At 41.7% G+C, this 24422-nt stretch carries 25 protein-coding genes and 1 riboswitch; of the genes, 7 read left to right on the top strand and 18 right to left on the bottom strand.

The window, feature by feature from the left end:
• The 5 genes from M1F37_RS04350 to M1F37_RS04330 form a co-directional block, all read right to left on the bottom strand.
• Window positions 1-693, bottom strand: coding sequence for a sugar transferase (locus M1F37_RS04350; RefSeq protein ID WP_247934869.1), 693 nt, complete (start codon window positions 691-693; stop codon window positions 1-3).
• A gap of 107 nt (window positions 694-800) precedes the next feature.
• A complete protein-coding gene (locus tag M1F37_RS04345; RefSeq protein ID WP_247934868.1) occupies window positions 801-2543 on the bottom strand; it encodes an ABC transporter ATP-binding protein in 1743 nt (580 codons plus the stop codon).
• On the bottom strand, window positions 2533-4278 hold the full coding sequence (locus tag M1F37_RS04340) for an ABC transporter ATP-binding protein (protein WP_247934867.1): 1746 nt from the start codon (window positions 4276-4278) through the stop codon (window positions 2533-2535). The genes M1F37_RS04345 and M1F37_RS04340 overlap by 11 nt, the downstream gene beginning before the upstream one ends.
• A 54-nt stretch (window positions 4279-4332) precedes the next feature.
• Window positions 4333-4968, bottom strand: a complete 636-nt coding sequence (locus M1F37_RS04335) for a DUF421 domain-containing protein (protein WP_045611060.1) — start codon at window positions 4966-4968, stop codon at window positions 4333-4335.
• Entirely contained in the window at window positions 4965-5420 is a 456-nt protein-coding gene (locus M1F37_RS04330; protein ID WP_247934866.1) for a DUF3290 family protein, read from the bottom strand. The genes M1F37_RS04335 and M1F37_RS04330 overlap by 4 nt, the downstream gene beginning before the upstream one ends.
• A gap of 133 nt (window positions 5421-5553) precedes the next feature.
• Between M1F37_RS04330 and M1F37_RS04325 the strand changes: the two genes are divergently transcribed.
• The 4 genes from M1F37_RS04325 to M1F37_RS04310 all read left to right on the top strand — a co-directional run bounded on the left by M1F37_RS04325 (window position 5554) and on the right by M1F37_RS04310 (window position 9008).
• Window positions 5554-6381 carry an exodeoxyribonuclease III gene (locus tag M1F37_RS04325; protein WP_247934865.1) on the top strand — a complete coding sequence of 276 codons (828 nt, stop codon included), beginning with the start codon at window positions 5554-5556 and terminating at the stop codon, window positions 6379-6381.
• Between the two features lie 11 nt (window positions 6382-6392).
• Window positions 6393-6779 (top strand): bleomycin resistance protein, encoded by a 387-nt coding sequence (locus M1F37_RS04320; RefSeq protein WP_247934864.1) that lies wholly within the window; start codon window positions 6393-6395, stop codon window positions 6777-6779.
• 133 nt (window positions 6780-6912) lie between these two features.
• Window positions 6913-7008, top strand: a riboswitch (purine riboswitch).
• A 156-nt stretch (window positions 7009-7164) separates the two neighbouring features.
• The gene (locus M1F37_RS04315; RefSeq protein ID WP_247934863.1) at window positions 7165-7746 is read left to right on the top strand and encodes a xanthine phosphoribosyltransferase; all 582 of its coding nucleotides are present in this window, start codon (window positions 7165-7167) and stop codon (window positions 7744-7746) included.
• Entirely contained in the window at window positions 7746-9008 is a 1263-nt protein-coding gene (locus M1F37_RS04310; RefSeq protein ID WP_247934862.1) for a nucleobase:cation symporter-2 family protein, read from the top strand. Before M1F37_RS04315 ends, M1F37_RS04310 begins: the two co-directional genes overlap by 1 nt.
• Before the next feature lie 32 nt (window positions 9009-9040).
• On the opposite strand, the gene M1F37_RS04305 is transcribed toward M1F37_RS04310, so the two are convergent.
• From M1F37_RS04305 to M1F37_RS04295, 3 genes are all read right to left on the bottom strand, one after another.
• A complete protein-coding gene (locus M1F37_RS04305; protein WP_000651221.1) occupies window positions 9041-9445 on the bottom strand; it encodes a PaaI family thioesterase in 405 nt (134 codons plus the stop codon).
• Between the two features lie 69 nt (window positions 9446-9514).
• The gene (locus M1F37_RS04300) at window positions 9515-10996 is read right to left on the bottom strand and encodes a UDP-glucose--hexose-1-phosphate uridylyltransferase (protein ID WP_247934935.1); all 1482 of its coding nucleotides are present in this window, start codon (window positions 10994-10996) and stop codon (window positions 9515-9517) included.
• An 18-nt stretch (window positions 10997-11014) separates the two neighbouring features.
• Window positions 11015-12193, bottom strand: coding sequence for a galactokinase (locus M1F37_RS04295; RefSeq protein ID WP_247934861.1), 1179 nt, complete (start codon window positions 12191-12193; stop codon window positions 11015-11017).
• Between the two features lie 164 nt (window positions 12194-12357).
• On the opposite strand from M1F37_RS04295, the gene galR reads away from it, so the two are divergent.
• On the top strand, window positions 12358-13359 hold the full coding sequence (gene galR / locus M1F37_RS04290; RefSeq protein ID WP_247934860.1) for a LacI family DNA-binding transcriptional regulator: 1002 nt from the start codon (window positions 12358-12360) through the stop codon (window positions 13357-13359).
• Between the two features lie 67 nt (window positions 13360-13426).
• Here the strand turns inward: galR and M1F37_RS04285 are convergent, their stop codons facing one another.
• The 3 genes from M1F37_RS04285 to M1F37_RS04275 all read right to left on the bottom strand — a co-directional run bounded on the left by M1F37_RS04285 (window position 13427) and on the right by M1F37_RS04275 (window position 15937).
• Window positions 13427-14464: an alcohol dehydrogenase catalytic domain-containing protein gene (locus M1F37_RS04285; protein WP_247934859.1), complete on the bottom strand. Its 1038-nt coding sequence runs from the start codon at window positions 14462-14464 to the stop codon at window positions 13427-13429.
• Window positions 14465-14818 (bottom strand): stress response transcriptional regulator NmlR, encoded by a 354-nt coding sequence (nmlR, locus tag M1F37_RS04280; RefSeq protein WP_247934858.1) that lies wholly within the window; start codon window positions 14816-14818, stop codon window positions 14465-14467.
• Between the two features lie 228 nt (window positions 14819-15046).
• Entirely contained in the window at window positions 15047-15937 is an 891-nt protein-coding gene (locus M1F37_RS04275; protein ID WP_247934857.1) for a cation diffusion facilitator family transporter, read from the bottom strand.
• 132 nt (window positions 15938-16069) lie between these two features.
• On the opposite strand from M1F37_RS04275, the gene M1F37_RS04270 reads away from it, so the two are divergent.
• Window positions 16070-16606, top strand: coding sequence for a TetR/AcrR family transcriptional regulator (locus M1F37_RS04270; protein ID WP_247934856.1), 537 nt, complete (start codon window positions 16070-16072; stop codon window positions 16604-16606).
• A gap of 288 nt (window positions 16607-16894) precedes the next feature.
• Here the strand turns inward: M1F37_RS04270 and pnuC are convergent, their stop codons facing one another.
• The 7 genes from pnuC to M1F37_RS04235 form a co-directional block, all read right to left on the bottom strand.
• On the bottom strand, window positions 16895-17701 hold the full coding sequence (gene pnuC / locus M1F37_RS04265) for a nicotinamide riboside transporter PnuC (RefSeq protein WP_247934934.1): 807 nt from the start codon (window positions 17699-17701) through the stop codon (window positions 16895-16897).
• Window positions 17702-17972: 271 nt separating this feature from the next.
• Window positions 17973-18143: a hypothetical protein gene (locus M1F37_RS04260; protein WP_247934855.1), complete on the bottom strand. Its 171-nt coding sequence runs from the start codon at window positions 18141-18143 to the stop codon at window positions 17973-17975.
• 88 nt (window positions 18144-18231) lie between these two features.
• Window positions 18232-19752: an ABC transporter permease/substrate-binding protein gene (locus tag M1F37_RS04255; RefSeq protein ID WP_247934854.1), complete on the bottom strand. Its 1521-nt coding sequence runs from the start codon at window positions 19750-19752 to the stop codon at window positions 18232-18234.
• Window positions 19745-20473, bottom strand: coding sequence for an ABC transporter ATP-binding protein (locus M1F37_RS04250; RefSeq protein ID WP_247934853.1), 729 nt, complete (start codon window positions 20471-20473; stop codon window positions 19745-19747). Before M1F37_RS04250 ends, M1F37_RS04255 begins: the two co-directional genes overlap by 8 nt.
• 14 nt (window positions 20474-20487) lie before the next feature.
• Window positions 20488-21252 carry a nuclear transport factor 2 family protein gene (locus M1F37_RS04245; protein ID WP_247934852.1) on the bottom strand — a complete coding sequence of 255 codons (765 nt, stop codon included), beginning with the start codon at window positions 21250-21252 and terminating at the stop codon, window positions 20488-20490.
• A gap of 3 nt (window positions 21253-21255) precedes the next feature.
• On the bottom strand, window positions 21256-21699 hold the full coding sequence (locus M1F37_RS04240) for a MarR family transcriptional regulator (RefSeq protein ID WP_247934851.1): 444 nt from the start codon (window positions 21697-21699) through the stop codon (window positions 21256-21258).
• Between the two features lie 143 nt (window positions 21700-21842).
• Window positions 21843-23036 (bottom strand): O-antigen ligase family protein, encoded by a 1194-nt coding sequence (locus tag M1F37_RS04235; protein WP_247934850.1) that lies wholly within the window; start codon window positions 23034-23036, stop codon window positions 21843-21845.
• A gap of 284 nt (window positions 23037-23320) precedes the next feature.
• Between M1F37_RS04235 and birA the strand changes: the two genes are divergently transcribed.
• Window positions 23321-24256 carry a bifunctional biotin--[acetyl-CoA-carboxylase] ligase/biotin operon repressor BirA gene (gene birA, locus M1F37_RS04230; protein WP_247934849.1) on the top strand — a complete coding sequence of 312 codons (936 nt, stop codon included), beginning with the start codon at window positions 23321-23323 and terminating at the stop codon, window positions 24254-24256.
• Window positions 24257-24422 lie beyond the last annotated feature (166 nt).

Raw genomic sequence — 24422 nt, 5'->3', positions numbered from 1 at the left:
TTATTTTAGCACTTCAAACACGGTTTGAAACATGATTTTGATGTCTCCAAGGAAACTGAATTCTCGGAGATAAGCGAGATTATAGCGCATCTTTTCAGGAAGGACGTGTTCGACATAGGCTTGGTCAACCGACAGGCCTTTCTCCGTCATTTGACTGATGATAGTGTCCTCATCCTTGTAGTGAATGCTGGCCGGAGAGGTAATTCCTGCTGGCAAGAGCAAGGTCGCCATCATTTCAGGGCTATACTGCTCCGTGTAGCGTGGCACTTCAGGTCGTGTACCGACAAAGGACATTTCGCCTTTAAGGACATTGACCAACTGAGGTAGTTCGTCTAAACGAACACGGCGGATGAAATTTCCAACCTTGGTAATGCGGCTATCATTAGCAGAAGTCACCAGACTCCCCTTTTTGTCTGCATCCGTCACCATGGTACGGAACTTCCAAATCTTGAACCGACGGTTATACTGGGTCACGCGCTCTTGTTTGTAAATCACAGGCCCTTTACTATCCAACTTGATCCAAATACTCAAGATGAGAAAGATTGGAGAGGTCAGAACCAGTACGACTAAGGCCAGAACCCAGTCCAAACAACGCTTGAAAATCAGTGAGCCTTTTCTTCTAGACACAAGCTGGTAGTATGGTTTTACCTCGCTCAATTGCATTTCTTGAGGTAGCTCATCCCATTTCAGCATGCACATTCTCCTCTGTTTTTTTATATATAATCTTTATTAACATTCTACATTATACCACAAAATGAAAGAGGCAGTGCAAGAAATCTGTGTTTTAAAGGAATTCTTCCCTAGGAAAGAGCACCTGCCTGCAAACTATACATCTTGTGATAGGTTCCTCCTAATGCTAGGAGTTCCTCGTGGGTTCCACTCTCAATGATCCGTCCCTTATCAAGAACATAGATACAATTAGCATCTTGAATGGTAGAAAGGCGATGGGCGATGGCAATGGTTGTTCGACCTTGTCTCATCTTAGCTAGGGAATTTTGAACCAAGGCTTCTGTTTCAGAGTCGATATTGGCTGTCGCTTCATCCAAAATCAGGATTTTAGGTTGACTGGCAACAGTTCTAGCAAAGGCAAGAAGCTGACGTTGCCCGGTTGAAAAACTCGAACCACGCTCAGACACAGGGGCATCATAGCCTAATGGAAGATCCTGAATGAAAGAATCTGCATCGACAAATTCTGCTGCTGCCTTAACCTGGTCATCGCTGATATCTTGGTACATGGCGATATTGGACTTGATGGTCCCATGATAGAGGAAGGGGTCCTGTAGAACCAAACCGATGTTTTTTCTCAACTCCTCTTGACTATACTCTCGAATATCCACACCATCTAGGAAAACTCGACCTGACTGAAATTCATAAAAACGCATGAGAACATTGATGATAGAAGATTTCCCAGAACCTGTATGTCCGACAAAGGCAATGGTTTCACCTTTATTGACGGTAAAGGAAATATCATCGAGAATTTGGTGTTTTCCATCATAGGAGAAGGACACATGTTCAAAGCGAATATTCCCTTCTTGAATCTCAGCTTGTCCATTTTCTTGGACCGGTTCATAGTTGGACTCATCGATAAGTGCAAAGACACGACCTGCTGACACCATGGATGTCTGAAGAGTAGAAAAGTTCTGTGTTACCTCGATCAGGGGATCAAAGAGACGATTGATATACTGGATAAAGGCATACATAGTTCCTGCCGTTATTCCTAGATAAAGTCCGCGATAGCCAAAGTAGGCCATCAAAACCGCATATCCCAACAGCTTCAACAAACTCATGGCCGGACGTAGGAAGAGAGAGTCAAGGGCTACCGAACGGTTGGCGTAGACCAGGTGCTCCTGGTTTATCTCATCAAACTCTTCTTGCAGGCGCTTTTCTTGATTAAAAGCTTGAATAATGCGAATCCCTTCGATATTTTCTGCCAGCTTACTGTTAATATCTGACAAGAGACTTCTGGTTTTTTCAATGACCTTGACCGATTTTTTTCGGTAGAGATTAACCAAAAGGAAAATCAAGGGTAGAAAGAGCAATACTAAAGCTGTCAGACGATAGTCCAAAACAAGCATGGTATAAAGGGTTGTCACAAAGATAAAGACTGCCGAGATAAAGCTAGATAAGATCCCCGAAAACATATCACTGATAGTCTCGGTGTCATTGGTCAAACGCGAAACGATAGAACCTGCAGGCGTTTTATCAAAGTAAGACATGCCTAGCTTCTCCATATTGGCAAAGGCATCACGTCGGATATCTCTAACGATGCTGTAGGACACGCGCGCAAAGAGAAGGTTTCCCACATATTGGACAATAGTTTGAAGAATGTATAGACCATAGTAGGCCAGTAAGACTGTAACGGCAAGCTGGTTGAGATTATGTAGATACTGGTCGATAAAGTGAGAAGCTACCAAGGGGATAATACTCTTAACAACAGTCGTCGCAAGGAGAAAAGCAAGGGCTAAAAAGGTTAGGAGACTATAGGGCTTAAGATAAGACAACAAACGCTTTAATACAGCCCATTGTTCTTGTTTATTCCGCATCTTCTTCTCCTTTCATTTCTAACTGTTGAGACTGGTAGGTTTGGGCATACCAACCATCCAAGGCTAGTAAGTCTTCATGCCTACCTCGTTCAATGATACGACCATCCTGCATGACCAAAATCAAATCTGCATGAACAACTGCACTGAGACGATGGGCAGTGATGATAGTCGTTTTATCTTTGCGAGTTTCCTTGAGATTATCGATGATCGCGAACTCTGTCTTAGCATCCACAGCTGACAAGGAATCATCTAAAATCAAGATATCAGGATTTAAAATCATAGCCCGACTCATAGCCAGACGTTGCTTTTGTCCACCAGATAGACTAACACCTTTTTCCCCGATAACTGTATCAAATCCCTCAGGCATGGCTTGAATGTCTTGATAGACTTGAGCCAACTTTGTCGCTTCTTCTACTGCTGAGAAAGGTAAGTCGGGATTTCCAAAACAAATATTCTCTAAGATAGAACTAGCAAAGAGAAATTGGTCCTGTGGGACGTATCCCATCAAACTTCGCAAGTCAGCTAGTCGATAGTCACGAATGTCATGACCATTTAGATAAATACCACCTTGGTCAACGTCATACTCACGTAGGAGCAATTTAATCAAAGCAGTTTTCCCTGAACCAGTTTGCCCAACCAAGCCCAAGGTTTGCCCCTTTTCGAGACTAAAATGTATATCTCTCAGCGTCTCTTCGTCTTCAAAGGCAAAACGATCAATAGCATAGTCTAAGCGCCCATTTTCAATCCCGTTAAGTGGAGATTCTGGATCTTTGACAGGTGACTCTTGGGACAAAAGACTCTCAATTCGTTGATAAGAAACCTTCCCTCTTTGAGTAATATTAAAGAGGAAACCAATCGCCATCAAGGGCCAGACTAACATATCCAAGTAAGAGATAAAGGTGACAAGGTTTCCGACAGTTACTTGTCCTGCTTGCACCATAAAGGCACCGACTAAGAGAGTTAAGGCATAGGAAGAACCAACAAAGAGTAGAACCATGGGGTCAAAGAGACTATCATATTTCATGGTTTGCAGATTCTTTTGGAAGGTCAAATCATTGACTTCCTGGAAAGATGCCAATTCATCAGACTGATATCCAAAGGACTTGGTTACCTTGATACCTGATACAGACTCCTGAACCTTATTGTTAAGTTCCGAAAAGGCAGCTTGAGATTCGCCAAAGGCCTTATGAGTCTTTCTCCCTAAACGACTGGTCGCATAAGCCATGAAAGGCAGGGGCAAAATGGCAACCAGAGTCATCTGCCAGGAAATGCTAAAAAGCATGGTCAGCAAAGTCACCAAAGCCGTGATAGAGGCATCCACTGCTGACATGACACCTCCACCTGCGAGACGAGTTAGGGCATTGATATCATTGGTTGCGTGTGCCATCAGATCCCCCGTCCGATAGGTCTGATAAAAGGCCGGAGACATTTTTGTGAAATGCTCAAACAAGCGAGACCGCATAATCTGCCCCAAACGATAGGAAGTTCCAAGGATATACATACGCCAAACATAGCGCAGATAGTACATCCCAAAGGCCGCAAGCAGCAAGTAAAATAGGTCAAGAAGAAGGTCCTGCTGGCTTAATTGTCCCGATGTGATAGCATCAATGACCCGACCCATAACCATGGGGGGAATAAGATTGAGGATGGAAACCAAGACCAGGGCCACAATTCCGATAAGATAACGGCGTTTTTCTAACTTGAAAAACCACCAAAGTTTTTGAATAATGGACATAAAATTCCTTTCTAGTTACAAATGGAAACCTGAGGCCACGACCCCAGGTTCTTCTTATTCATAAGTTACGACTGTGACCGCACCCTTGTCATACTCAGCGATAAAGATATTGGCTACATTTTCATGCCCTTGTTTGCTGAGATTATCAAGCAGCCACTCTTCGCTACGGCCAATCGATTCCAAAACATCGACTTGGATCACACCGTCAGTAACAACTGGATACTTAGGATTTTCATCTCCCATTTGGACCACGATGAGTTGACCATTTTGCTCCTGCACAGCGCGTTTGACCTGCTTCATCTGGAAAATCCCTTGACTACGAAGCTTGAGGGCTACATCCGCTGCAGACAAACCAACTGAACGACAGGCTTCTGGGTCAATCTGCCCATTTTTGATGAGGAGAGTCGGTTTTCCATCAATCAAGCGTTTGACAAAACGAACATTGTTATTGAGCCACTTGAGTGTCAAGACCAAAATCGTCCACATCATCAAAATCACTGCGTACTGCAGGATACTGATTGAACTGTTGTAAATCACCCCACCGATGATACCACCAAGAACATAGTTCTGAATTTGATCTGTCGCAGAGTTGGGCGCCAGATTTCCCTTTCCTGTCACATTGATAACAAAAACAAGCGAGAAAAGACCCAAGGCCAGTTTGATTAAAATTTCCATATAGTTGAGTGTCACTTGTTTACCTCCACCAATTCAATAGCGTCTGTTTGATTCAATTCTAATTTTTCTAAAAGATACTTGTCTGGTTCACTCCCGTTCATAGCGCGGTAGAACTTTGGACCCACCTTGATTAGCGCTCCATCAGTGGCTGCAGAAGTATTGACATAAACTTCTGATTTATCCACTCCCAAGTCTTTGGAAATGACCTCTATGAAATGAAGGGAAGTTTGAAATTGATTGTTAGAGACTTGATTGGTCTGGTATTTTGAGATTGTCACCAAAAGCATGGCTACCAAAGTCAAAGCTAAAATCATGACCAATTCCCGAAACTTAGTCCCCTTTTTATCTCGATAGGCTTTAAAAGCAAAAAATCCTGTGATAGCTAGGAGAATAATCTCAAAACCAATCATGATGCCATTTTGCTGACTGATTTGGCTAAGCACATAGTCATATGAGTAAAATTTCAATTATTTTCACTCCCTTTCATAAAATCATTCTTCATTATAAACGAAAGAGGGTGATTTTTCAAACCATACGTTGGGGAAATAGACCTTTTTTTGGTATAATAAAATCTATAATCTGAATGAAAAAGGTAACTTTATGAAACTGATCTCATGGAATATTGATTCCCTCAATGCTGCCCTAACTAGTGACTCAGCTCGTGCCAAATTGTCCCAAGAAGTCCTACAGACCTTGGTCGCTGAAAATGCTGATATCATCGCTATCCAAGAAACCAAGCTTTCTGCCAAGGGGCCTACAAAGAAACACTTGGAAATTTTAGAAGAACTCTTCCCAGGCTACGAAAATACGTGGCGCTCTTCCCAAGAGCCTGCCCGTAAAGGCTATGCTGGAACCATGTTCCTCTATAAGAAAGAACTCAAACCCACTGTCACTTTCCCAGAAATCGGTGCTCCTTCTACCATGGACTTGGAAGGCCGTATCATCACCTTGGAATTTGATGCATTTTTCGTGACCCAAGTTTACACACCAAATGCTGGTGATGGTCTCAAACGCTTGGAAGAACGTCAAGTCTGGGATGTCAAATACGCAGAGTATTTGGCTGAACTGGATAAACAAAAGCCAGTCCTTGCAACAGGAGACTACAACGTAGCCCACAATGAAATCGACCTTGCAAATCCTGCTAGCAACCGCCGTTCACCAGGATTTACTGACGAAGAACGTGCTGGATTTACCAACCTTTTAGCCAAAGGATTTACGGACACCTTCCGCCATATCCATGGCGATGTGCCAGAACGCTATACTTGGTGGGCGCAACGCAGCAAGACTTCAAAAATCAACAACACAGGCTGGAGAATCGACTACTGGCTCACAAGTAACCGTGTAGCAGATAAGGTTACCAAGTCTGACATGATTGACTCAGGTGCTCGCCAAGACCATACACCGATTGTCATGGAGATTGAACTCTAAGGAGAAACCTAATGGACTATCAAGCTGTCATCCCCGAATTTGTGGTATCCAACATCGAAAAGTCGCGCTACTTCTACTGCGACTTGCTGGGCTTCTCTGTCGAATACGAACGCCCCGAAGAGAAATTTCTCTTCCTCTCCCTTGAAGACTGCCAACTCATGTTAGAAGAAGGCGATGCAGAAGAATTAGCTCAGCTGACTTATCCTTTCGGGCGTGGTGTCAATATTTCCTTTGGCATTGAGGATGTTCCTCTGCTCCACCAAAAACTGCTGGAAACTGACTATCCCATCCATCGTCCCCTGACAAAAAGAGAATTTCGTGTGGGAGATAGTTTTATTTATCCCCATGAATTTGCGATTTTGGATCCTGATGGTTATTTTTTAAGATTTAGCGAGTAGAAAAATAGAAACCTACAATACTGTATCGTGTTGTAGGTTTCTATTCGTTCGCTTTTTTTATCTAAATTCTAACAAAACATTTGATTTCTAAAATTATTTAGTGTAAAATAAAAACATTGGCACAAGCCTATTTAAAATTGAATATCGTTTTACTTGTTTATGTCGTGAATTGGCACGACGTTTCTACAAGGTGCCGGAACACCTAACAATAAGTAAGTCCGAAGTGAGGTATGGTCGTTTTTGCCATGCCTATTTTGGGGACTTACTTGGAGATTAAGTAGGTCCTTTTTGAATATTTTGGTTAAATATATAGTACTAGCAAACTGGATCACTATAGAATCAGTTAACCAACAAGTAAACTGGCTTTTAGACTTTAGGAGGTCTTATGAAATTATTAGAAGAGCGCATCCTCAAGGATGGGCATATCTTGGGTGACAACATCCTCAAGGTGGATTCCTTTTTAACCCACCAAGTTGACTTTGGCTTGATGCGAGAAATCGGTAAGGTTTTTGCGGAAAAATTTGCTGCTGCTGGTATTACCAAGGTCGTAACCATTGAAGCGTCGGGTATCGCCCCAGCTATTTTTACAGCTGAAGCCTTAAACGTTCCCATGATTTTCGCCAAAAAAGCTAAGAACATCACTATGAACGAAGGAATCTTAACTGCCCAAGTTTACTCCTTTACCAAGCAAGTGATCAGCACCGTTTCTATCGCAGGAAAATTCCTCTCACCAGAGGATAAGGTCTTGATTATCGACGATTTCCTTGCTAATGGACAAGCTGCTAAAGGCTTGATTCAAATCATCGAACAGGCTGGAGCCACAGTTGAAGCTATCGGTATCGTGATTGAAAAATCCTTCCAAGATGGTCGTGATTTGCTTGAAAAAGCAGGCTACCCTGTCCTATCACTCGCTCGTTTGGATCGTTTTGAAAATGGTCAAGTTATTTTTAAGGAGGCAGATCTCTAATGCAAACTCAAGAAAAACACTCGCAAGCAGCCATTCTTGGCTTGCAGCACTTACTCGCCATGTACTCAGGATCTATCCTGGTTCCCATCATGATTGCGACAGCCCTTGGCTATTCAGCTGAACAGTTGACTTACTTAATCTCTACAGATATCTTCATGTGTGGGGTGGCCACCTTCCTCCAACTCCAACTCAACAAATACTTTGGAATTGGGCTACCAGTCGTTCTCGGAGTTGCCTTCCAATCAGTTGCTCCTTTGATTATGATTGGACAAAGTCATGGTAGTGGTGCTATGTTTGGTGCCCTTATCGCATCAGGAATTTACGTGGTTCTTGTTTCAGGCGTCTTCTCAAAAGTGGCTAATCTCTTCCCATCTATCGTAACAGGATCTGTTATTACCACGATTGGTTTAACCTTGATCCCTGTCGCTATTGGAAATATGGGAAATAACGTTCCAGAGCCAACTGGTCAAAGTCTCTTGCTTGCTGCTATCACTGTTCTGATTATTCTCTTGATTAACATCTTTACCAAAGGATTTATCAAGTCTATCTCTATTTTGATTGGTCTGGTGGTTGGAACTGCCATTGCTGCTAGCATGGGCTTGGTTGACTTCTCTCCTGTTGCGGCAGCACCACTTGTTCATGTCCCAACTCCACTCTACTTTGGGATGCCAACCTTTGAAATCTCATCTATTGTCATGATGTGTATCATCGCAACAGTTTCTATGGTTGAGTCAACTGGTGTTTATCTGGCCTTGTCTGATATCACAAAGGATCCAATCGACAGCACGCGCCTGCGTAACGGTTACCGCGCAGAAGGCTTGGCTGTACTTCTCGGAGGAATCTTTAACACCTTCCCTTACACAGGATTTTCACAAAACGTTGGTTTGGTTAAATTGTCAGGTATCAAGAAACGCCTGCCAATTTACTACGCAGCTGGTTTCCTGGTTCTTCTTGGACTCCTTCCTAAGTTCGGAGCCCTTGCCCAAATCATTCCAAGCCCTGTCCTCGGTGGTGCCATGCTGGTAATGTTTGGTTTTGTATCGATTCAAGGGATGCAAATCCTTGCCCGCGTTGATTTTGCTAACAATGAACATAACTTCCTTATCGCAGCTGTATCAATCGCTGCAGGTGTCGGACTCAACAACAGTAATCTATTTGTCAGCATGCCGACAGCCTTCCAAATGTTCTTCTCAAACGGAATCGTCGTAGCCAGCCTACTCGCCATTGTCCTCAATGCCGTATTAAATCATAAAAAGAAATAAGAAAAAGAGGTGCGAGCCTCTTTTTTGTTTATCTATATCCTTACCTGTCTGTCTTCTGACCGTTGGCCTGTGACAAACATGGTGAAGGTTGCCTTGCAGACATTTCTGCCATCTTGATTGGTGATATCGACATCTACTACACAGGTTGTGCGACCTTGATGGACACATTCTCCTTTAATGGTCAGCACATCGTCAAGTTTTCCTGCTTTGAGGTAGTTGATAGAGGACTGGAGTGTCACTCCATCAAGTCCCAGCGAGATGACCACCAAACCACTAATCTGGTCGCAAAGGGTAAAGAGATAGCCACCATGGGCATTGCCATAGTAGTTGAGCGAAGAGTCCACTACTTTCGTCGTCACCACAACGTGACCATCTCTCATTTGTTCAATTTCATAATTTTCAAAGGCAGATATAGCGTCAAAATGAAAATCTTTCATGGTTTCCTCCTGATATTTCAAACGACACTATGATACTACTTTTTATAGGACTGTGCAAGGAGAAAGCTCCTAGTCTGGTAAAATTCCTACTTGTTCTACAAAGCGCATAAAGGCTGCTTGTCCTTCTATAGTTTGCTTATATACCCCTGCATCTTCTAAAACACGAGCAAAGATTTTACCGACAGATTCTTGGACGATTTCAAGAGCTCGATCTTTATCGCTCAAATCAGGATTGGATTTTTTCAACTCATCTGACCATTCTTGGTGATAATATGCAACTGAAACATCCTCTCCGACTAGATAAGCTGCTACTTGATCCACTTCTTCCTTCAAGCGTGGTGGTAAGATAGCCAATCCCATGACCTCAATCAAGCCAATATTTTCCTTCTTGATATGCTGGACATCCTTGTGGGGATGATAGATACCATCTGGATGCTCAGGTGATGTTTGATTGTCCCGCAAGACCAAGTCCAACTCAAACTGTTCATCACGCTTACGAGCAATGGGTGTGATGGTGTGATGCGGTGTCCCGTCTGTCTCTGCCAAAACCTGCACTGCAGGATCTGAATACTGGCGCCATTCCTGCAAAATCTTGTCAGCCAAGTTGATCAAATCCTCATTGGAATCCGAAGTCAAACGCAGCACTGACATAGGCCACTTGACAATCCCAGCCTTGACCTGTTCAAAACCAGTAAATCGGAAGGTCTTTTGCAAGGGAGCCAATTCCATAGGAAATACGTGACGACCTCCCTGATAGTGGTCGTGGGTTAAAATAGAGCCTCCCACAATCGGTAGGTCGGCATTTGAGCCCGCAAAATAACCTGGAAACTGCTCTACGATAGCTAACAGACGCTCAAAGCTCTGCCGACTAATAGCCATGGGACGATGCTGCCCATCTAAGAAAATACAGTGCTCATTAAAGTAAGCATAGGGAGAATACTGGAAGCCCCACTCCTGACCCTCCATTTCAAAACGGATAATACGGTGGTTGCTACGAGCTGGGTGGTTGACCCGACCATGATAGCCCTCATTCTCTAGACAAAGCTGACACTGAGGATAATTGCTGGCTTGTACCAACTTGGCTGCTGCAATCTCTTTTGGATCTTTTTCAGGCTTAGAGAGATTGATGGTAATCTCAAGATCTCCGTAGTCAGATGGAACACGATAAGCGATATTTTTAGCAATGGCCTTGAGTTTGATGTAGTCATTTTTCTGACTGAGTTGATAAAAATCCTCTATCGCCTGCTCAGGAGAGTGGGCATAGGTTTCCCAGAAGTCACGATTGACCTGACTGGGACAAGGAGTCACCAAGTCCATCAATTCAGCACCAAGGATTTCACGTGCAGTCTGACTATCCTCAATCGTCTCTAATCGAACGGCTTCCTCAACCAGCTGGTCCTTGAGGTCAATCACTTTATCCAGATCCGTCTCAACTTCCAAAACACCGTCTCCCACTCGTGCCAAGACACGATTGGTCAGGTAGATTCGATCCATTTCCTCAAATGAACTTTCAGAAATGACATGTGTTACAAATTTATCTACTAAAGTCACCATAAAGCCTCCTTTTGACTAGTCAAGGACGCGAGTGCCACCTGCAACTTCAGCGATATAGAAACTTGGAGCGTAGCCAACTACTTCCTCGTAGTGTTTGCCTACAGCTTCCTTAAAGGCATCAACAGCATCTTTTTGCACCAAGGCAATGGCACATCCGCCAAAACCTGCCCCTGTCATACGAGCACCGAGAACTCCTTCTTGTGCCCAAGCTGTGTGAACAAGAGTATCCAATTCCAAACCAGTTACTTCATAATCATGCTCCAGAGAAACGTGTGACGCATTCATCAAACGACCAAATGTTTCCAAATCACCTTCTTGAAGGGCTGCTTGCGCTTTAAGGGTACGTTGGTTTTCAAGCACAGCATGGCGAGCACGTTTCAAACGATTTTCATCTTTAATCAGATAGCTGTATTGGTCAAAGGTCCACTCATCCAATTCACCCAAGGTCTGAATATCTAAGGCAACTTGCAATTCTTCCACTGCTTTTTCACACTCAGCACGACGTTCATTGTACTTAGAGTCAGCCAATTCACGGCGTTTATTGGTGTTCATGATAACAACGACATTGTCCTTCAAATCAAGTGGCACCAAGTCGTATTCTAAAGTATTGGTATCTAAGTAAATAGCACGTTGGTCAGCTCCCATACCAATAGCAAACTGATCCATGATACCAGAGTTGACTCCGATAAAGTTATTTTCTGTTTGTTTTCCGATTTTAACTAAATCGAGACGCTCTAATTTTAAATCAAAGAGATGCTCTGCCACAACCCCTGTCAAGAGTTCAAGGGATGCTGAAGAAGACAAGCCAGCACCATTTGGAATATTCCCATAAACATAAAAATCAAAACCTTTGTCAATCACATGCCCAGCTTCTTGCAAGAAATGAAGAACTCCTTTTGGATAATTGGTCCAGTTGTGCTCTTTTTCAAACTTGAGGTCAGCTAAAGGTACTTCGATGATGCCCTTGTCCTCAAAGTTTGCTGAGTAGAAACGCAAGACTTGGTCGTCACGCTTGCGAGCTGCACCGTAAGTTCCCAAGGAAATAGCAGCAGGAAAAACGTGCCCACCGTTGTAGTCTGTGTGCTCACCAATCAAGTTGATACGACCTGGTGAAAAGAATGTTTGGTCTGCTTCTTGACCAAAAACAGCAAGAAAGTCTTTACGAAGGGCTTCTGCAGTAAGATGTTGTGTCATATAATTTCTCCTTTTACTGTCCGTTAAGTCACCTTAACGTGTAATCGTTTTCTTCTATTGTATCCAAGGGATTTCCTAAGGTCAATCCTTTTTACTAAAATTTTACTAAATTATCAGTAAAAAGCAGAAAAATATGATATACTAACCTTAAAGAAGGAGGATTTATGGCTACCTTAAAAGACATTGCACAGCTAGCCTCTGTCTCTATCGCGACCGTATCCCGTGTCCTAAACCGCGACCAGAGCCTATCTGTTACAGAAGAAACCAGGCACCGTATTTTAACCGTTGCTGAAGAGCTGGGCTACACCAAGCACCTCAAGACAGGCGAGTCCCACAAACCCAAGCAAAAGATTGCCATTATCCAATGGGTCAGTGAACAAGGGGAGCTGGACGACCTCTACTACTACCAGATTCGCCTAGGCATAGAAAAAAGAGCCCAAGAGTTGGACTACGATATCTTGCGCTATTTTAATGACCATCCTTTTACCCTAAGCGAGGAAGTCATCGGGATTCTCTGCATCGGAAAGTTTAGTCGAGCTCAGATTTCTGCCTTTGAAGAATACCAAAAGCCTCTTGTCTTTCTAGACAGTGATACTCTTTCACTAGGACATACCTGCATTATCACGGACTTTTACACTGCTATGAGACAGGTTGTCGATTATTTTCTCAGCCAAGGGGTGAATCGCATTGGGATTCTAACAGGTCTTGAAGAAACAACTGACCAAGAAGAAATCATTCAGGACAAGCGGCTGGAAAATTTCAGAAACTACAGTCAAGCGAAGGGAATCTATCATGATGAACTGGTCTTTCAAGGAAGCTTTAGTGCCCAGTCTGGCTATGACTTGATGAAGGAGGCTATTCAGAGTTTAGGAGACCAACTCCCACCAGCATTTTTTGCAGCTAGCGATAGTTTAGCCATCGGCGCCCTCCGTGCCCTCCAAGAAGCTGGAATCAGCCTGCCAGACCGCGTCAGTCTTATTTCCTTTAACGACACCAGCCTGACCAAGCAAGTATATCCTCCCCTCTCTAGCATCACCGTCTATACCGAAGAAATGGGCCGAGCAGGTATGGACATTCTTAACAAAGAAGTACTCCACGGTCGCAAAATCCCTAGCCTGACCATGCTGGGAACCAGACTGACTCTGAGAGAGAGTACTCTGCCATAACTCCACAAATTAAACATGACAAAAAATCCTAATAGAGAGTCTCAAATCTCCACTAGGATTTTCTTTTTTAGTCCATCACAATCATAGACTTAATGGTCTTACGTTCATCCATATCTTTATAAGCTTGATCAATATCTTCTAATTTATAGCTTGAAGTAAAGACACGGCCTGGGTTGATATCGCCATCAAGAACGGCTTTTAGTAATACTTGTTTGTCATAAGTTGTGACAGAAGCTGGACCACCTCCGATTATTGTATTTTGACCAAAGGTTGAGCCAATGGCACGATTTTCATAGTGCGGTACACCAACAAAGCCCATGCGCCCTCCATTATGGAGAACACCAAGTGCTTGATCAATCGCTGCTTCCGTTCCAACACATTCAAGTGCTGCGTCTGCTCCCCCACCGAGAATTTCACGCACCTTGGTAATTCCTTCTTGACCACGTTCAGCTACAACAGCTGTCGCACCTGACTCCAGAGCCATCTTTTGACGATCTTCATGACGACTCATAAGGATAATTTGCGATGCTCCACGCATTTTAGCTGCGATGACAGCACATTGACCAACAGCCCCATCACCGATAACAACAACCTTGTCCCCTTTTTGAACATTTGCAACGCGCGCCGCATGATAGCCTGTCGGCATCACATCAGCAAGAGTCAAGAGGGACTTTAGCATACCTTCGCTATAATCTGAAGGTTGTCCTGGAATTTTAACCAGCGCCCAATTGGCATAGTGGAATCGGATATATTCCGCCTGGACACCACCTGACCAGTTGTTACCAGGATGATTATCACACGAACCATCAAAACCAGCACGGCAAGCATCACACTGACCACAACCATGTGTGAAAGGGGCAATGACAAAGTCACCTGGTTTTACTGTAGTAACGTTCTCACCAACTTCTTCGACAATTCCGATCGCCTCATGACCGCTATTTCTATGTCCTTCTTCGATTTCGGGATTCCGGTAACTCCAAAGGTCCGAACCACAAACGCAAGTACGGACAATGCGGATAATAGCATCATCTGCTTCGATAATTTGCGGACGTTCAATTGTAGCAAGTCCAACCTGGCCTGCCTTTGTATATACTGCTGATTTCATTTAAAATTTTCTTTCCTTATAAAGTTTAATTTTGAGATTTAAACGATTTAAAGCCGTCTGTAGCTGAGACAAGCGCTCCTCTAATTTTTGCTTTTCCTCTTCTAAAATACCAAGCCTCTCCTCTCTCGTTTCATCCCCCTTTTGGTAGAGCGACATATAATCAACTAAACTGTCTACAGAGACACCCGCCGAACGAAAACACTTAATAAATTCCAGTGCTTCGATATCCTGAACTTGAAAATCACGAATCCCAGTCGCGGTACGAGTAATCGGTGGCACAAGACCAACCCGTTCATAATAACGAATTGTATCCGCTGAAATTCCCAACAAATCACTAGCAGATTTAATATTCATAGACTAACCTCCTCTCATTTCATTCACTGAGTTTAAGCTATTCTAACTCACTTATCTTATTATATAACTTTGAGTTGACTCCAAGTCAAGCATTTTGCATCTAAACGAAAAAAATTTTTCATTATCAGTTCTCTTATTGACATACCTTTTCATCAATCAAAGAAAAAAGTTGGGAAAAGCGTCTTTCAAATCAAATATCAAAAAGACCTCAACAAAAGCTTGCTTTTTCTAATGTTGATGCCCATGGGACTGCTCTAAGGCTGTTACCCTCCGTTTATGTTGCGCATGATTGCTTTGACTGGCGTCCACTTCGATGGTAATATTCTGAATTCCTCTTTCTTCTAAGAGATGACGTACTTGATTCTTTGTTTCCATCATCTGCTCCCAATCCTCTAAACAGAGATGGATAATGGCATTATTTTCCAAACCATCCATGGACCAAATGCTAAGTTGATTGACACTTTTGACATTGATCAGAGCATCCAAATCCTTCTCCAAATTACCTGTCTCTACTCCTTCTGGCACAGCATCCAAGAAAATCTTGAGTGCACTCCAAAATCGAGGAATGGCTTTTCTTAGAATGAAGATAGAAATGACAAGAGATAAGAGTGGATCAAGGATATACCAATCTGTAAATTTGAGGATAATCGCCATTAGAATGACAGTCAACCAACCAAGAGTATCTTCCAAAAAGTGCAAGCTCAAAATTGACTCGTTCTTTGTCTTTCCCTTACGAACTACTAGACTAGCTAGCAGATTAATACTTACTGCAATGATTCCTAGCCAGAGGATGCCTTCATCATTAACGGGCTGTGGATTAAAAAGTTTAGTTATATTTTCCAAAATCACTAGGATGGATCCTGTGATAAGAATCACAGCAGTCACCAGAGCCCCTAAAAGACTAAATCGTTTGTAACCCAATGTGTACTGCCTATCTTCTTCTCGATTTGAGATTGTTTCCAAAAAGGCCGATATGCCAATGGCTATAGCATCTCCCAAGTCATGGACAGAATCAGCAAGAACAGCACTCGAACCAAAGATTCCTCCAGCGATAAACTCAACAATGGCATAGCTTAAATTTAAGAAAAAAGCTACCCAAACAGTATATTTTGCCTTCATCTTTCTCATTCCTTTGTTATAATAGATTTATGAACACCTTGTTCATTATCATTATCTACTAAAACTCAAAGAAAGGATAGAAGCAAAACGTCAGCTTTATTCAGTTCTGAACAATCTGCCTCAAGTGTCCATATGACTAACATTGACCGCCGTGTCAGCAAAACAAAAAAAGCCATCTATCAAGCTTTTCTACAACTTTTAAACGATAAGGGTTACGAAGCCACTACAGTTCAGGATATCATTGATCTCGCAGATGTGGGACGTTCCACCTTTTACTGTCACTATGAGAGCAAGGAACTACTTCTGGACGAGCTTTGCCGCTACCTCTTCCATCACCTCTTTGAAAGAGAACAATCCGTTTCTACCGAGGATTATCTCGCCCACCTCTTTCTGCATTTTCAGAAAAACCAAGACCATATTACTAGTCTACTATTTTCCAAAAATGACTACTTCCTCCGTCAACTCCATAAAGAGCTAGAACACCATGTCTATTCCGTGCTAGCTGATGATTTAAAAAAAGCTCACCCGAGTCTACCTATTTCTTACCTCCAACACTTGGTCGTAACAAACTTTATCGAAACATTGGCCTGGTGGCTCAAAAAAGGACAAGACTTTACAGATCAGGAAGTTGTCCAGTTTTATCTAGACCTTCTCATTCCTAAAAATTGATACTCAATGAAAATCAAAGAGCAAACTAGGAAACTAGCCGCAGGCTGTACTTGAGTACGGCAAGGCGACGTTGACGTGGTTTGAATTTGATTTTCGAAGAGTATGAATACATAGTAGAGCTCGGTTGCCCTATTTCTAGGCTACTGAGTTTTTTATCTTTTCAACAACAAAAGAGGATTCGCCAATCCTCTTTTTCATAATATAATACTCTTCGAAAATAAAATCCTTGATTATCAACTCTATCTTTTTTAATCAAAATCTCAAAACAGCACTTTCAAAGATCTTTTCCTAGTTAGGTAAGTCAATATTCTGCTTAGCAGCCTTGCTCCATTGATACCAACCAACTAGACTATTAATGAGATAAATTAGATATTTCCCTTGAATTTGCAGGCTTTCTCCCCACCAGAGATAGATTGAAAAGACATTGGTAGCCGCCCAGAATATCCACTGTTCACGGTAAACAGCAGTCATGAGAATTTGGCCAACCCCATTGGTCGCATCTGTGATTGAATCACGATAGGGACGATTGGCACCAATAGACTGATAAATAAATCCAAAGGCCAACCACCAAAGCACACTAATGGAAAGATACTTTGTCCATCCCTTGCCGTCCAGTTTACGCGCGACAAACTCCTGCTTTTCCTTCTTAAACTGTGCCTGATAAATCCAAACCAGAAGTCCAATCGGCTGCATGACTGTGAAGTAAAGTGTCGTCAACACCTCACCATAAAAGCCTTTCTGTAGGGCCAAAATAAGGTAAATAACAGAATTAATCAAGCCAAAAAGATAATTACTTGCCCGACCTTCCGATACAAAAATAACACAGATAATCCCAGTTAGGCTACAAATCATCCCAATCCAGTCAACAATACGGTGTTCGTAAATCAACTCCAGCCAGAGAGGAAAACTTCCTAAAACCAGCAAATAAAGCCACTGGGCAAAACTGCGATGGGCAAAGAGATCATTCCAAATAGCCTTCATAGTTCCTGAAAATCCTAAATCAGCCATAGCCGCAACCATACGACGGTAACCACCTGACATTTCACCTAGAGTTGTTTTGATATTTTCAATTTTCTTTTGCAAATAAGTATGCATCATTTCTCCTTTTGTTTTTAAAGAGCCGTGTCTGGATAGACTTTCGGACGCAACGCTCTATTAGATAATGAACTGTCTATACACAAGATTTCTAACCTTAGTCGACATGAGCTGAAAATCCTTATTTGTTAAGTAGTTCACAACACATTATACACCTATTTTATGAATAGTCAAGTGTATTTACAGTAAAATTTTAGAAAATCATGAAAATTTTCTCTTTCTTTCCATTTTTAATGACATTCAATAACTCTAATCCTCTTCGAAAATCTCTTCAAACCACGTCAGCTTCGACTTGCTGTAGGTATAGGTAACTGACTTCGTCAGTTTCATCTACAACCTCAAAACCATGTTTTGAGCTGACTTCGTCAGTTTTATCTGCAATCTCAAAGTTGTGCTTTGAGCAACCTGCGGCTAGCTTCCTAGTTTGCTCTTTGATTTTCATTGAGTATAACATCAAAAAAGCCCAGACAACATTATCTGAGCATTCTTCTCTATGGTCGTTTAAAAAAGTTGAGTGAAGTATTTTCAAGCTATTTCTTCAACAAACCTTCTTCTTGTAAAAATTCCTTGGCTACTTGTTCTGCTGGCTTGCCTTCAACACCCACTTGATAGTTAAGCTGGCTCATCTGACTTTCTGTAATCTTACCAGCCAATTTATTAAGAACAGCTTCCAACTCTGGATGTTTCTTGAGAAGAGCTTCATTCATCAGTGGAGCCCCCTGATAAGGTGGGAAGAGCTGCTTGTCATCTTCCAAGACCTGTAAATCATAACGCTCCAATTCCGCATCAGTCGAATAGGCATCCGTGATTTGAATATCACCTGACTGAATTGCCTGGTAGCGAAGGGCTGGCTCCATGGTTGCTACATTGAGATTGAGACCATACATTGATTGCAATCCCTTATTGCCATCTTCACGGTCGTTAAACTCGAGTGTAAAACCGGCCTTCAACTGCCCTTCTGCTTTTTTCAAGTCCGAAATGCTCTTCAAGCCATATTCTTGAGCAATCTTTTTCGGAACAGCTACAGCATAAGTATTTTGATATGACATGGGTTTAAGATAGGCTAGATGATCCTGCTTGGCAATACCATCACGCGCCACTTGATAAACCTGCTCTGGCTCATGACTCACCTTGGGTGATGGTTGAAGCAAACTTTCAGTCACCGTGCCAGTAAATTCAGGATAGATGTCAATATCGCCTTTTTTCAGAGCTTCATAGAGAAAGCTTGTCTTTCCAAAATTCGGTTTAACAGTAGCAGTCATACTGGTATTTTCTTCAATCAACAACTTATACATATTGGCCAAAATTTCTGGTTCTGGACCCAATTTCCCAGCAATAATCAAGTTTTCCTTCTCTTTTTGAGCCAAGAGGGCTGGACTATAAGACAGACCCAGCAATACCGTCACCAAGGCAAAACCAGAGAAAATCGTCCGCAATTTCGCTTTTTCCATAACTTTTAGTAGGAAGTTAAAGGCAATAGCCAGCACTGCAGAAGAAAGTGCCCCAATCAAAATCAAACTAGCATTATTACGGTCAATCCCCAAAAGGATAAAGGAACCTAGTCCCCCTGCACCAATCAAGGCAGCCAAGGTTGCTGTACCGATAATCAAGACAGCTGCTGTCCGAATTCCAGACATGATAATAGGCATAGCAAGTGGAATTTCAAACTTCTTGAGACGCTCCCATCTGGTCATCCCAAAAGCAATCCCAGCCTCTTGCAGGTTCGGATCAATTCCCTTCAGCCCAGTGATGGTATTTTGCAAAATCGGGAAAATCGCATAAATCACTAGAGCTGTCAAAGCTGGTAAAGTTCCAATTCCCATCAAGGGGATAAAGAGCCCCAACAAGGCCAGAGACGGGATGGTCTGGAAAATCCCTGCAATCTGCAAGGCCCAGTCCGCCAACTTCTCATGATAGCGAAGATAAACAGCCAAGGGAATCGCAAGCAAAATAGCTAGTAACAAGGTCAAAAGTGACAACTGCAAATGTTGAGATAGGGCTGTCAACCAATCACTAAAACGATCCTGAAAAGTTGCAATTAAATTAGTCATGAACACTACCTCCAAATAAATCTGCAACAAAGTCTGTGGCAGGAGTTTTTAAAATGGTTTCGGGATTCGCCACCTGACGAATCTCTCCATCCTGCAAAACAGCAATACGGTCCGCCAACTTCAAGGCCTCATCCGTATCGTGGGTTACAAAAATCGTTGTCATCCCAGACTCTTTATGCAATTCTTTAGTCAGAACCTGCAACTGTTTTCTCGAAATAGCATCCAAGGCTGAAAAGGGTTCATCCATGAGGAGAATCTTTGGCTGGCCAATCATAGCACGGACAATACCAACTCGCTGCTGTTCTCCACCAGATAATTCACTCGGAAGTCGATGCCCATACTCAGCTACTGGTAAGCCAACCTTAGCCAAAAACTCTTCTGTTTTACGAGCAATTTCTTCCTTACTCCACCCCTTCATTTCAGGAATCAGGGCAATGTTTTCCGCAACTGTTAGATTTGGAAAGAGGGCAATAGCCTGTAAAACATAACCAGTAGAAAGACGAAGTTCTCGCTCATCATAATCTTTGATGCGCTTGCCATCCATATAAATATTTCCATCAGTTGGTTCCAAGAGACGGTTGATCATCTTAAGCATGGTTGTCTTACCGGATCCAGAAGGCCCAACTAAAACCATAAACTCCCCATTCTCAATCCGTAAATTAACATCTCTCAAGACATCTTTTTCTGTATAACGTAAAGCTACATTTTTGTATTCAATCATTCTGTATCCTCAATTTAAAACTTGCCTCGATTGGTCAAGTCTTCTACCTTAGGCATAACTTCCTTATTGTCCCAATGCTCCACAATTTTCCCGTCTTCTAGACGGAAGATATCGTACTGGGCATAAGCAACTCCATCAATCTGAGTCTGACCATAGCTAACCACATAGTTTCCTTGTCCTAATAGTTGGAAAACAAAGTCAAAAGTGACATCATGCTCAGTAACATAGTTTTTATAAGCATCACTTCCTTGGCCAATCTCATGATGATGCTGAATCAAATCGTCCGCTACATAATCACTCCACTGCTCTAGCTCCCCATTTTGGAAAATTTCTGTCAAGAAACGACGAACAGTTTTTTTATTTTCTGCTTTTTTATCCACATCCTTGATTTCAAAATCGCCAAAGATTTGGTCTAACTGCCCATTTTCTGGAGTGCGATAGTAGTCAATGACATCCCAATGCTCCACGGTACGACCATTCTCATCCGAACGGAAAGTATCCGTTGTCACCCATTGAGCTTCCCCACCATTCAGATATTGATGAACATGAACAAAGACCAGATTGCCATCCTCAATAGTGCGGACAATCTTAATCTGACGCTCTGGATGGCGCTCGAAGAAATTCGCAAAGAAAGCTGCAAATCCTTCTTTCCCATCAGGCACACCTGTCGAATGTTGGATATAGGTATCCCCTACAGACTGGGCTTGAGCCTCAGCAACTCGTCCGTCTTGAATAGCATGAATGTATAGGTTGTGAGCATTTTCAACTTGTTTTGACATATTCTAATCCTCATTTCCCTGCTCTTTCAGATTAGCCAAAATTCTTTCTTGAAAACCTTCATACTGACAAATTTCTTCCTCTGAAAATCCTTTGTAAAAGATAGTATCCAATTTCTGACTGACACGATGCCCCACTTCTTTCTGAGACTTCCCCAACTCTGTTAAAACCAAATACTTCTTACGTTTGTCTTCTCCACATGGGCTAACAGTTACAAGATTTTGCTCCTCTAACTTTTTTATCATAGTCGTCAACGTATTATTAGCAAACCCAGTCGCCAAAGCAATGTCTGTTGCAGTTGCACAGCCCGTCTCACTATTCCATAAAACTGCTAAAATCTTGCCCTGCTCACTCCTATAAAGAGCTTTAGGATCTTGCCTCAGTAACTTTTGAAAAATCCGCCCATTCAACAAACGAATATGATGGGCTACCAAATGATTATCTTTCATGACACCTCCAATTTATTTCTATACCGAAATGAATAAACATATTGTAACACTCATTGTTCCATCTGTCAACTATTTCGATTTAGAAATAATTTTTCCCAGTAAAAAATCTCCCACCTCAGGTAGAAGATTTTAATCTTATAAACTTAATCCGTCATGTCCGAGACCAACGTTCGACGCTCCAACGGAATACTGCACATAACTAACAAGAAAATGAAGCCTGACTGGATCCAGAAGAGGGCCAAGTCAAAGATTCCGTGTACAGCAACCACTGTAAGGAAAGATAGATAAAGACCGATAATCGGACGTTTCCCCGACTCCTGACTCATATCCATCATCAAGCGAACAGGAGCAACAGAAGATAAAACTAATAAAATAGTTCCCACAATTCCGTAACTCAGAATCGTATCAATATAAAGGCTGTGAGCATGTTCATGATAAGGAGCATGTATCCGAGGATAAGAGTGCATATAGCTCAATGGCCCTTCACCCCAAAAAGGATTTTGCTTAAACAAGGCCATCCCAGCATCCCAGATAGAAATGCGTTCTTCCATAGAAGAATCTAAAGTCCCCATCCGAACTCCCAAATCACTAGAAAAGAGGAAACTCAAGCCAATCGCGAAGACTCCAATACTAAGCCAAAAGGCCTTCCAATTTTTAATGGTCGTAAAGAGATAAATAATTGCTCCAGCGATAATAGCAGGAAAGGCAGTTCGATTTTGAGTAAAGTTCAATCCAAAGAGATTCACAAAGCCTGCAATCACACAGAATACCTTCAACCAATTCAACTTGGTCGTTGTAAACAGATAGAAGGCAATCATAATACAGAAACAACAAATAATTCCATAATAATTAGGATTAAAGAAGGTCACTTCTGCACGATTCTGATGCCATACCTGCATATTGGGTGAAAGAAAAGCATAGTTGAATTTCTTCACAATTTGGAAATGTTCTAAACTCGCAAAAGCAGCTGATAATACGCTACCAAACAAGACGAGCTGCAAAATCAATCGAAAGAATTTATGTGATAAAATCGACTGATAGTGTAAAAAGAAAACAGTAAATAGAAAAATTCCTACTGAAGCCACAAGACCCATCCAATTTTGTGCAAAAGTGGATATAACAGTACTATAGCCAAGAAAAAGAAGCAGCATCGGATGCTCCCCCATTTTCTGAAGAATACTTTTCATGTCTCCTGTAAAAATCAAACTGATAATATATAAACAGAATACAACTACAAAAAGATAAAAGGGTAAAAAGATACTCAGGATAATTCCCAACAAAATCAGCTCTTTACTAGACAACCCTTTCAGCTTTTCAATAAAGCCTATTGATTTCAAAATGAATCCTTTCTCTCCAAATCAACTGATTCAGATAATAGTAAGCTATCCTATATTGTACCACTTTTTGAGCAATTTGAAAACAAAGGCAAACGTTTACTAGGTAAAAAAGGGAGCAAAAATACTGAGATTTCAAAACTCAAGCTTAATGATTGCATTTACTCTAAGAAAATCATGCCGTAAATACTAGGCATATGTTAAAATGGTAGTAATAAATTATAGATTAAGTGCAACTATCCAGACTAGATTCAAATCATATACTATTCATAAAGAAAGGCAACACTATGAAATCCTACCAAGCTGTCTACCAAATCCTATCTAAAGAAACCGACTATATTAGCGGAGAAAAGATAGCAGAAGAACTATCCCTAAGCCGAACATCAATTTGGAAAGCTATCAAGCGGCTAGAACAAGAAGGCATTGAAATTGATAGTATCAAAAACAAAGGCTATAAAATATTAAATGGTGACCTTATTCTTCCAGATATACTAGAAGAAAATCTTCCAATTAAGGTCAGTTTTAAACCCGAAACAAAATCAACACAGTTGGATGCAAAAGAAGCAATTGATTTAGGGAATGAGACGAACACTCTCTACCTAGCTTCATATCAAACCGCAGGACGAGGTCGTTTTCAACGTTCTTTCTACTCACCACAAGGTGGCATTTATATGACACTCCATCTTAAACCCAATCTCCCCTATGATAAATTACCATCCTACACACTACTTGTAGCAGGAGCTGTCTACAAGGCCATTAAGAACCTAACTTTAATAGATGTCGACATAAAATGGGTCAATGATATCTACCTAAACAATCATAAAATTGGAGGAATCCTTACTGAGGCAATGACCTCTATAGAAACTGGCTTAGTCACAGATATCATTATTGGAGTAGGAATCAACTTTACTATTAAAGACTTCCCCCAGGAATTAAAAGAAAAAGCTGCTAGCTTATTTAAAGCACCAGCTCCTATAACAAGAAATGAATTAATTATAGAAATATGGCGTGCTTTCTTCGAAACACCAGCAGATGAGTTATTATACCTATATAAAAAACAGTCATTTGTTCTAGGAAAAGAAGTTACTTTTACACTAGATCAAAAAGACTACAAGGGACTTGCTAAAGATATCTCTGAAAGTGGAAAACTTTTAGTTCAATGTGATAACGGAAAAGAAATTTGGATAAATAGCGGAGAAATTTCACTCAAGGCTTGGAAGTAATAGCAAAGTTGTACAACAAAAATAAACTATATAAAACGATTCTATACTATTTATAGTGGGTAAATCCCCTATGGATATTATGGAGCCTATTTTAGTGTAGAAAAAAGTCCCATAAGATCTATAATGAAAAGCAACCAAACCATCATTAGAAAGATTCATATGGAAC

The sequence above is a fragment of the Streptococcus mitis genome (genome assembly GCF_023109105.1).
GTDB lineage: Bacteria > Bacillota > Bacilli > Lactobacillales > Streptococcaceae > Streptococcus > Streptococcus mitis_BW.
This window is presented reverse-complemented; position numbering and strand designations above follow the sequence as displayed.

Bases quoted from the DNA above. Each gene is read 5' to 3' on its own strand.
- M1F37_RS04350 (WP_247934869.1), bottom strand. From the start codon at position 693: ATGCTGAAATGGGATGAGCTACCTCAAGAAATGCAATTGAGCGAGGTA.
- M1F37_RS04345 (WP_247934868.1), bottom strand. From the start codon at position 2,543: ATGCGGAATAAACAAGAACAATGGGCTGTATTAAAGCGTTTGTTGTCT.
- M1F37_RS04340 (WP_247934867.1), bottom strand. From the start codon at position 4,278: ATGTCCATTATTCAAAAACTTTGGTGGTTTTTCAAGTTAGAAAAACGC.
- M1F37_RS04325 (WP_247934865.1), top strand. From the start codon at position 5,554: ATGAAACTGATCTCATGGAATATTGATTCCCTCAATGCTGCCCTAACT.
- M1F37_RS04320 (WP_247934864.1), top strand. From the start codon at position 6,393: ATGGACTATCAAGCTGTCATCCCCGAATTTGTGGTATCCAACATCGAA.
- M1F37_RS04315 (WP_247934863.1), top strand. From the start codon at position 7,165: ATGAAATTATTAGAAGAGCGCATCCTCAAGGATGGGCATATCTTGGGT.
- M1F37_RS04310 (WP_247934862.1), top strand. From the start codon at position 7,746: ATGCAAACTCAAGAAAAACACTCGCAAGCAGCCATTCTTGGCTTGCAG.
- M1F37_RS04305 (WP_000651221.1), bottom strand. From the start codon at position 9,445: ATGAAAGATTTTCATTTTGACGCTATATCTGCCTTTGAAAATTATGAA.
- M1F37_RS04295 (WP_247934861.1), bottom strand. From the start codon at position 12,193: ATGACACAACATCTTACTGCAGAAGCCCTTCGTAAAGACTTTCTTGCT.
- galR (WP_247934860.1), top strand. From the start codon at position 12,358: ATGGCTACCTTAAAAGACATTGCACAGCTAGCCTCTGTCTCTATCGCG.
- M1F37_RS04285 (WP_247934859.1), bottom strand. From the start codon at position 14,464: ATGAAATCAGCAGTATATACAAAGGCAGGCCAGGTTGGACTTGCTACA.
- nmlR (WP_247934858.1), bottom strand. From the start codon at position 14,818: ATGAATATTAAATCTGCTAGTGATTTGTTGGGAATTTCAGCGGATACA.
- M1F37_RS04275 (WP_247934857.1), bottom strand. From the start codon at position 15,937: ATGAAGGCAAAATATACTGTTTGGGTAGCTTTTTTCTTAAATTTAAGC.
- M1F37_RS04270 (WP_247934856.1), top strand. From the start codon at position 16,070: ATGACTAACATTGACCGCCGTGTCAGCAAAACAAAAAAAGCCATCTAT.
- pnuC (WP_247934934.1), bottom strand. From the start codon at position 17,701: ATGCATACTTATTTGCAAAAGAAAATTGAAAATATCAAAACAACTCTA.
- M1F37_RS04260 (WP_247934855.1), bottom strand. From the start codon at position 18,143: ATGAAAATCAAAGAGCAAACTAGGAAGCTAGCCGCAGGTTGCTCAAAG.
- M1F37_RS04255 (WP_247934854.1), bottom strand. From the start codon at position 19,752: ATGACTAATTTAATTGCAACTTTTCAGGATCGTTTTAGTGATTGGTTG.
- M1F37_RS04250 (WP_247934853.1), bottom strand. From the start codon at position 20,473: ATGATTGAATACAAAAATGTAGCTTTACGTTATACAGAAAAAGATGTC.
- M1F37_RS04245 (WP_247934852.1), bottom strand. From the start codon at position 21,252: ATGTCAAAACAAGTTGAAAATGCTCACAACCTATACATTCATGCTATT.
- M1F37_RS04240 (WP_247934851.1), bottom strand. From the start codon at position 21,699: ATGAAAGATAATCATTTGGTAGCCCATCATATTCGTTTGTTGAATGGG.
- birA (WP_247934849.1), top strand. From the start codon at position 23,321: ATGAAATCCTACCAAGCTGTCTACCAAATCCTATCTAAAGAAACCGAC.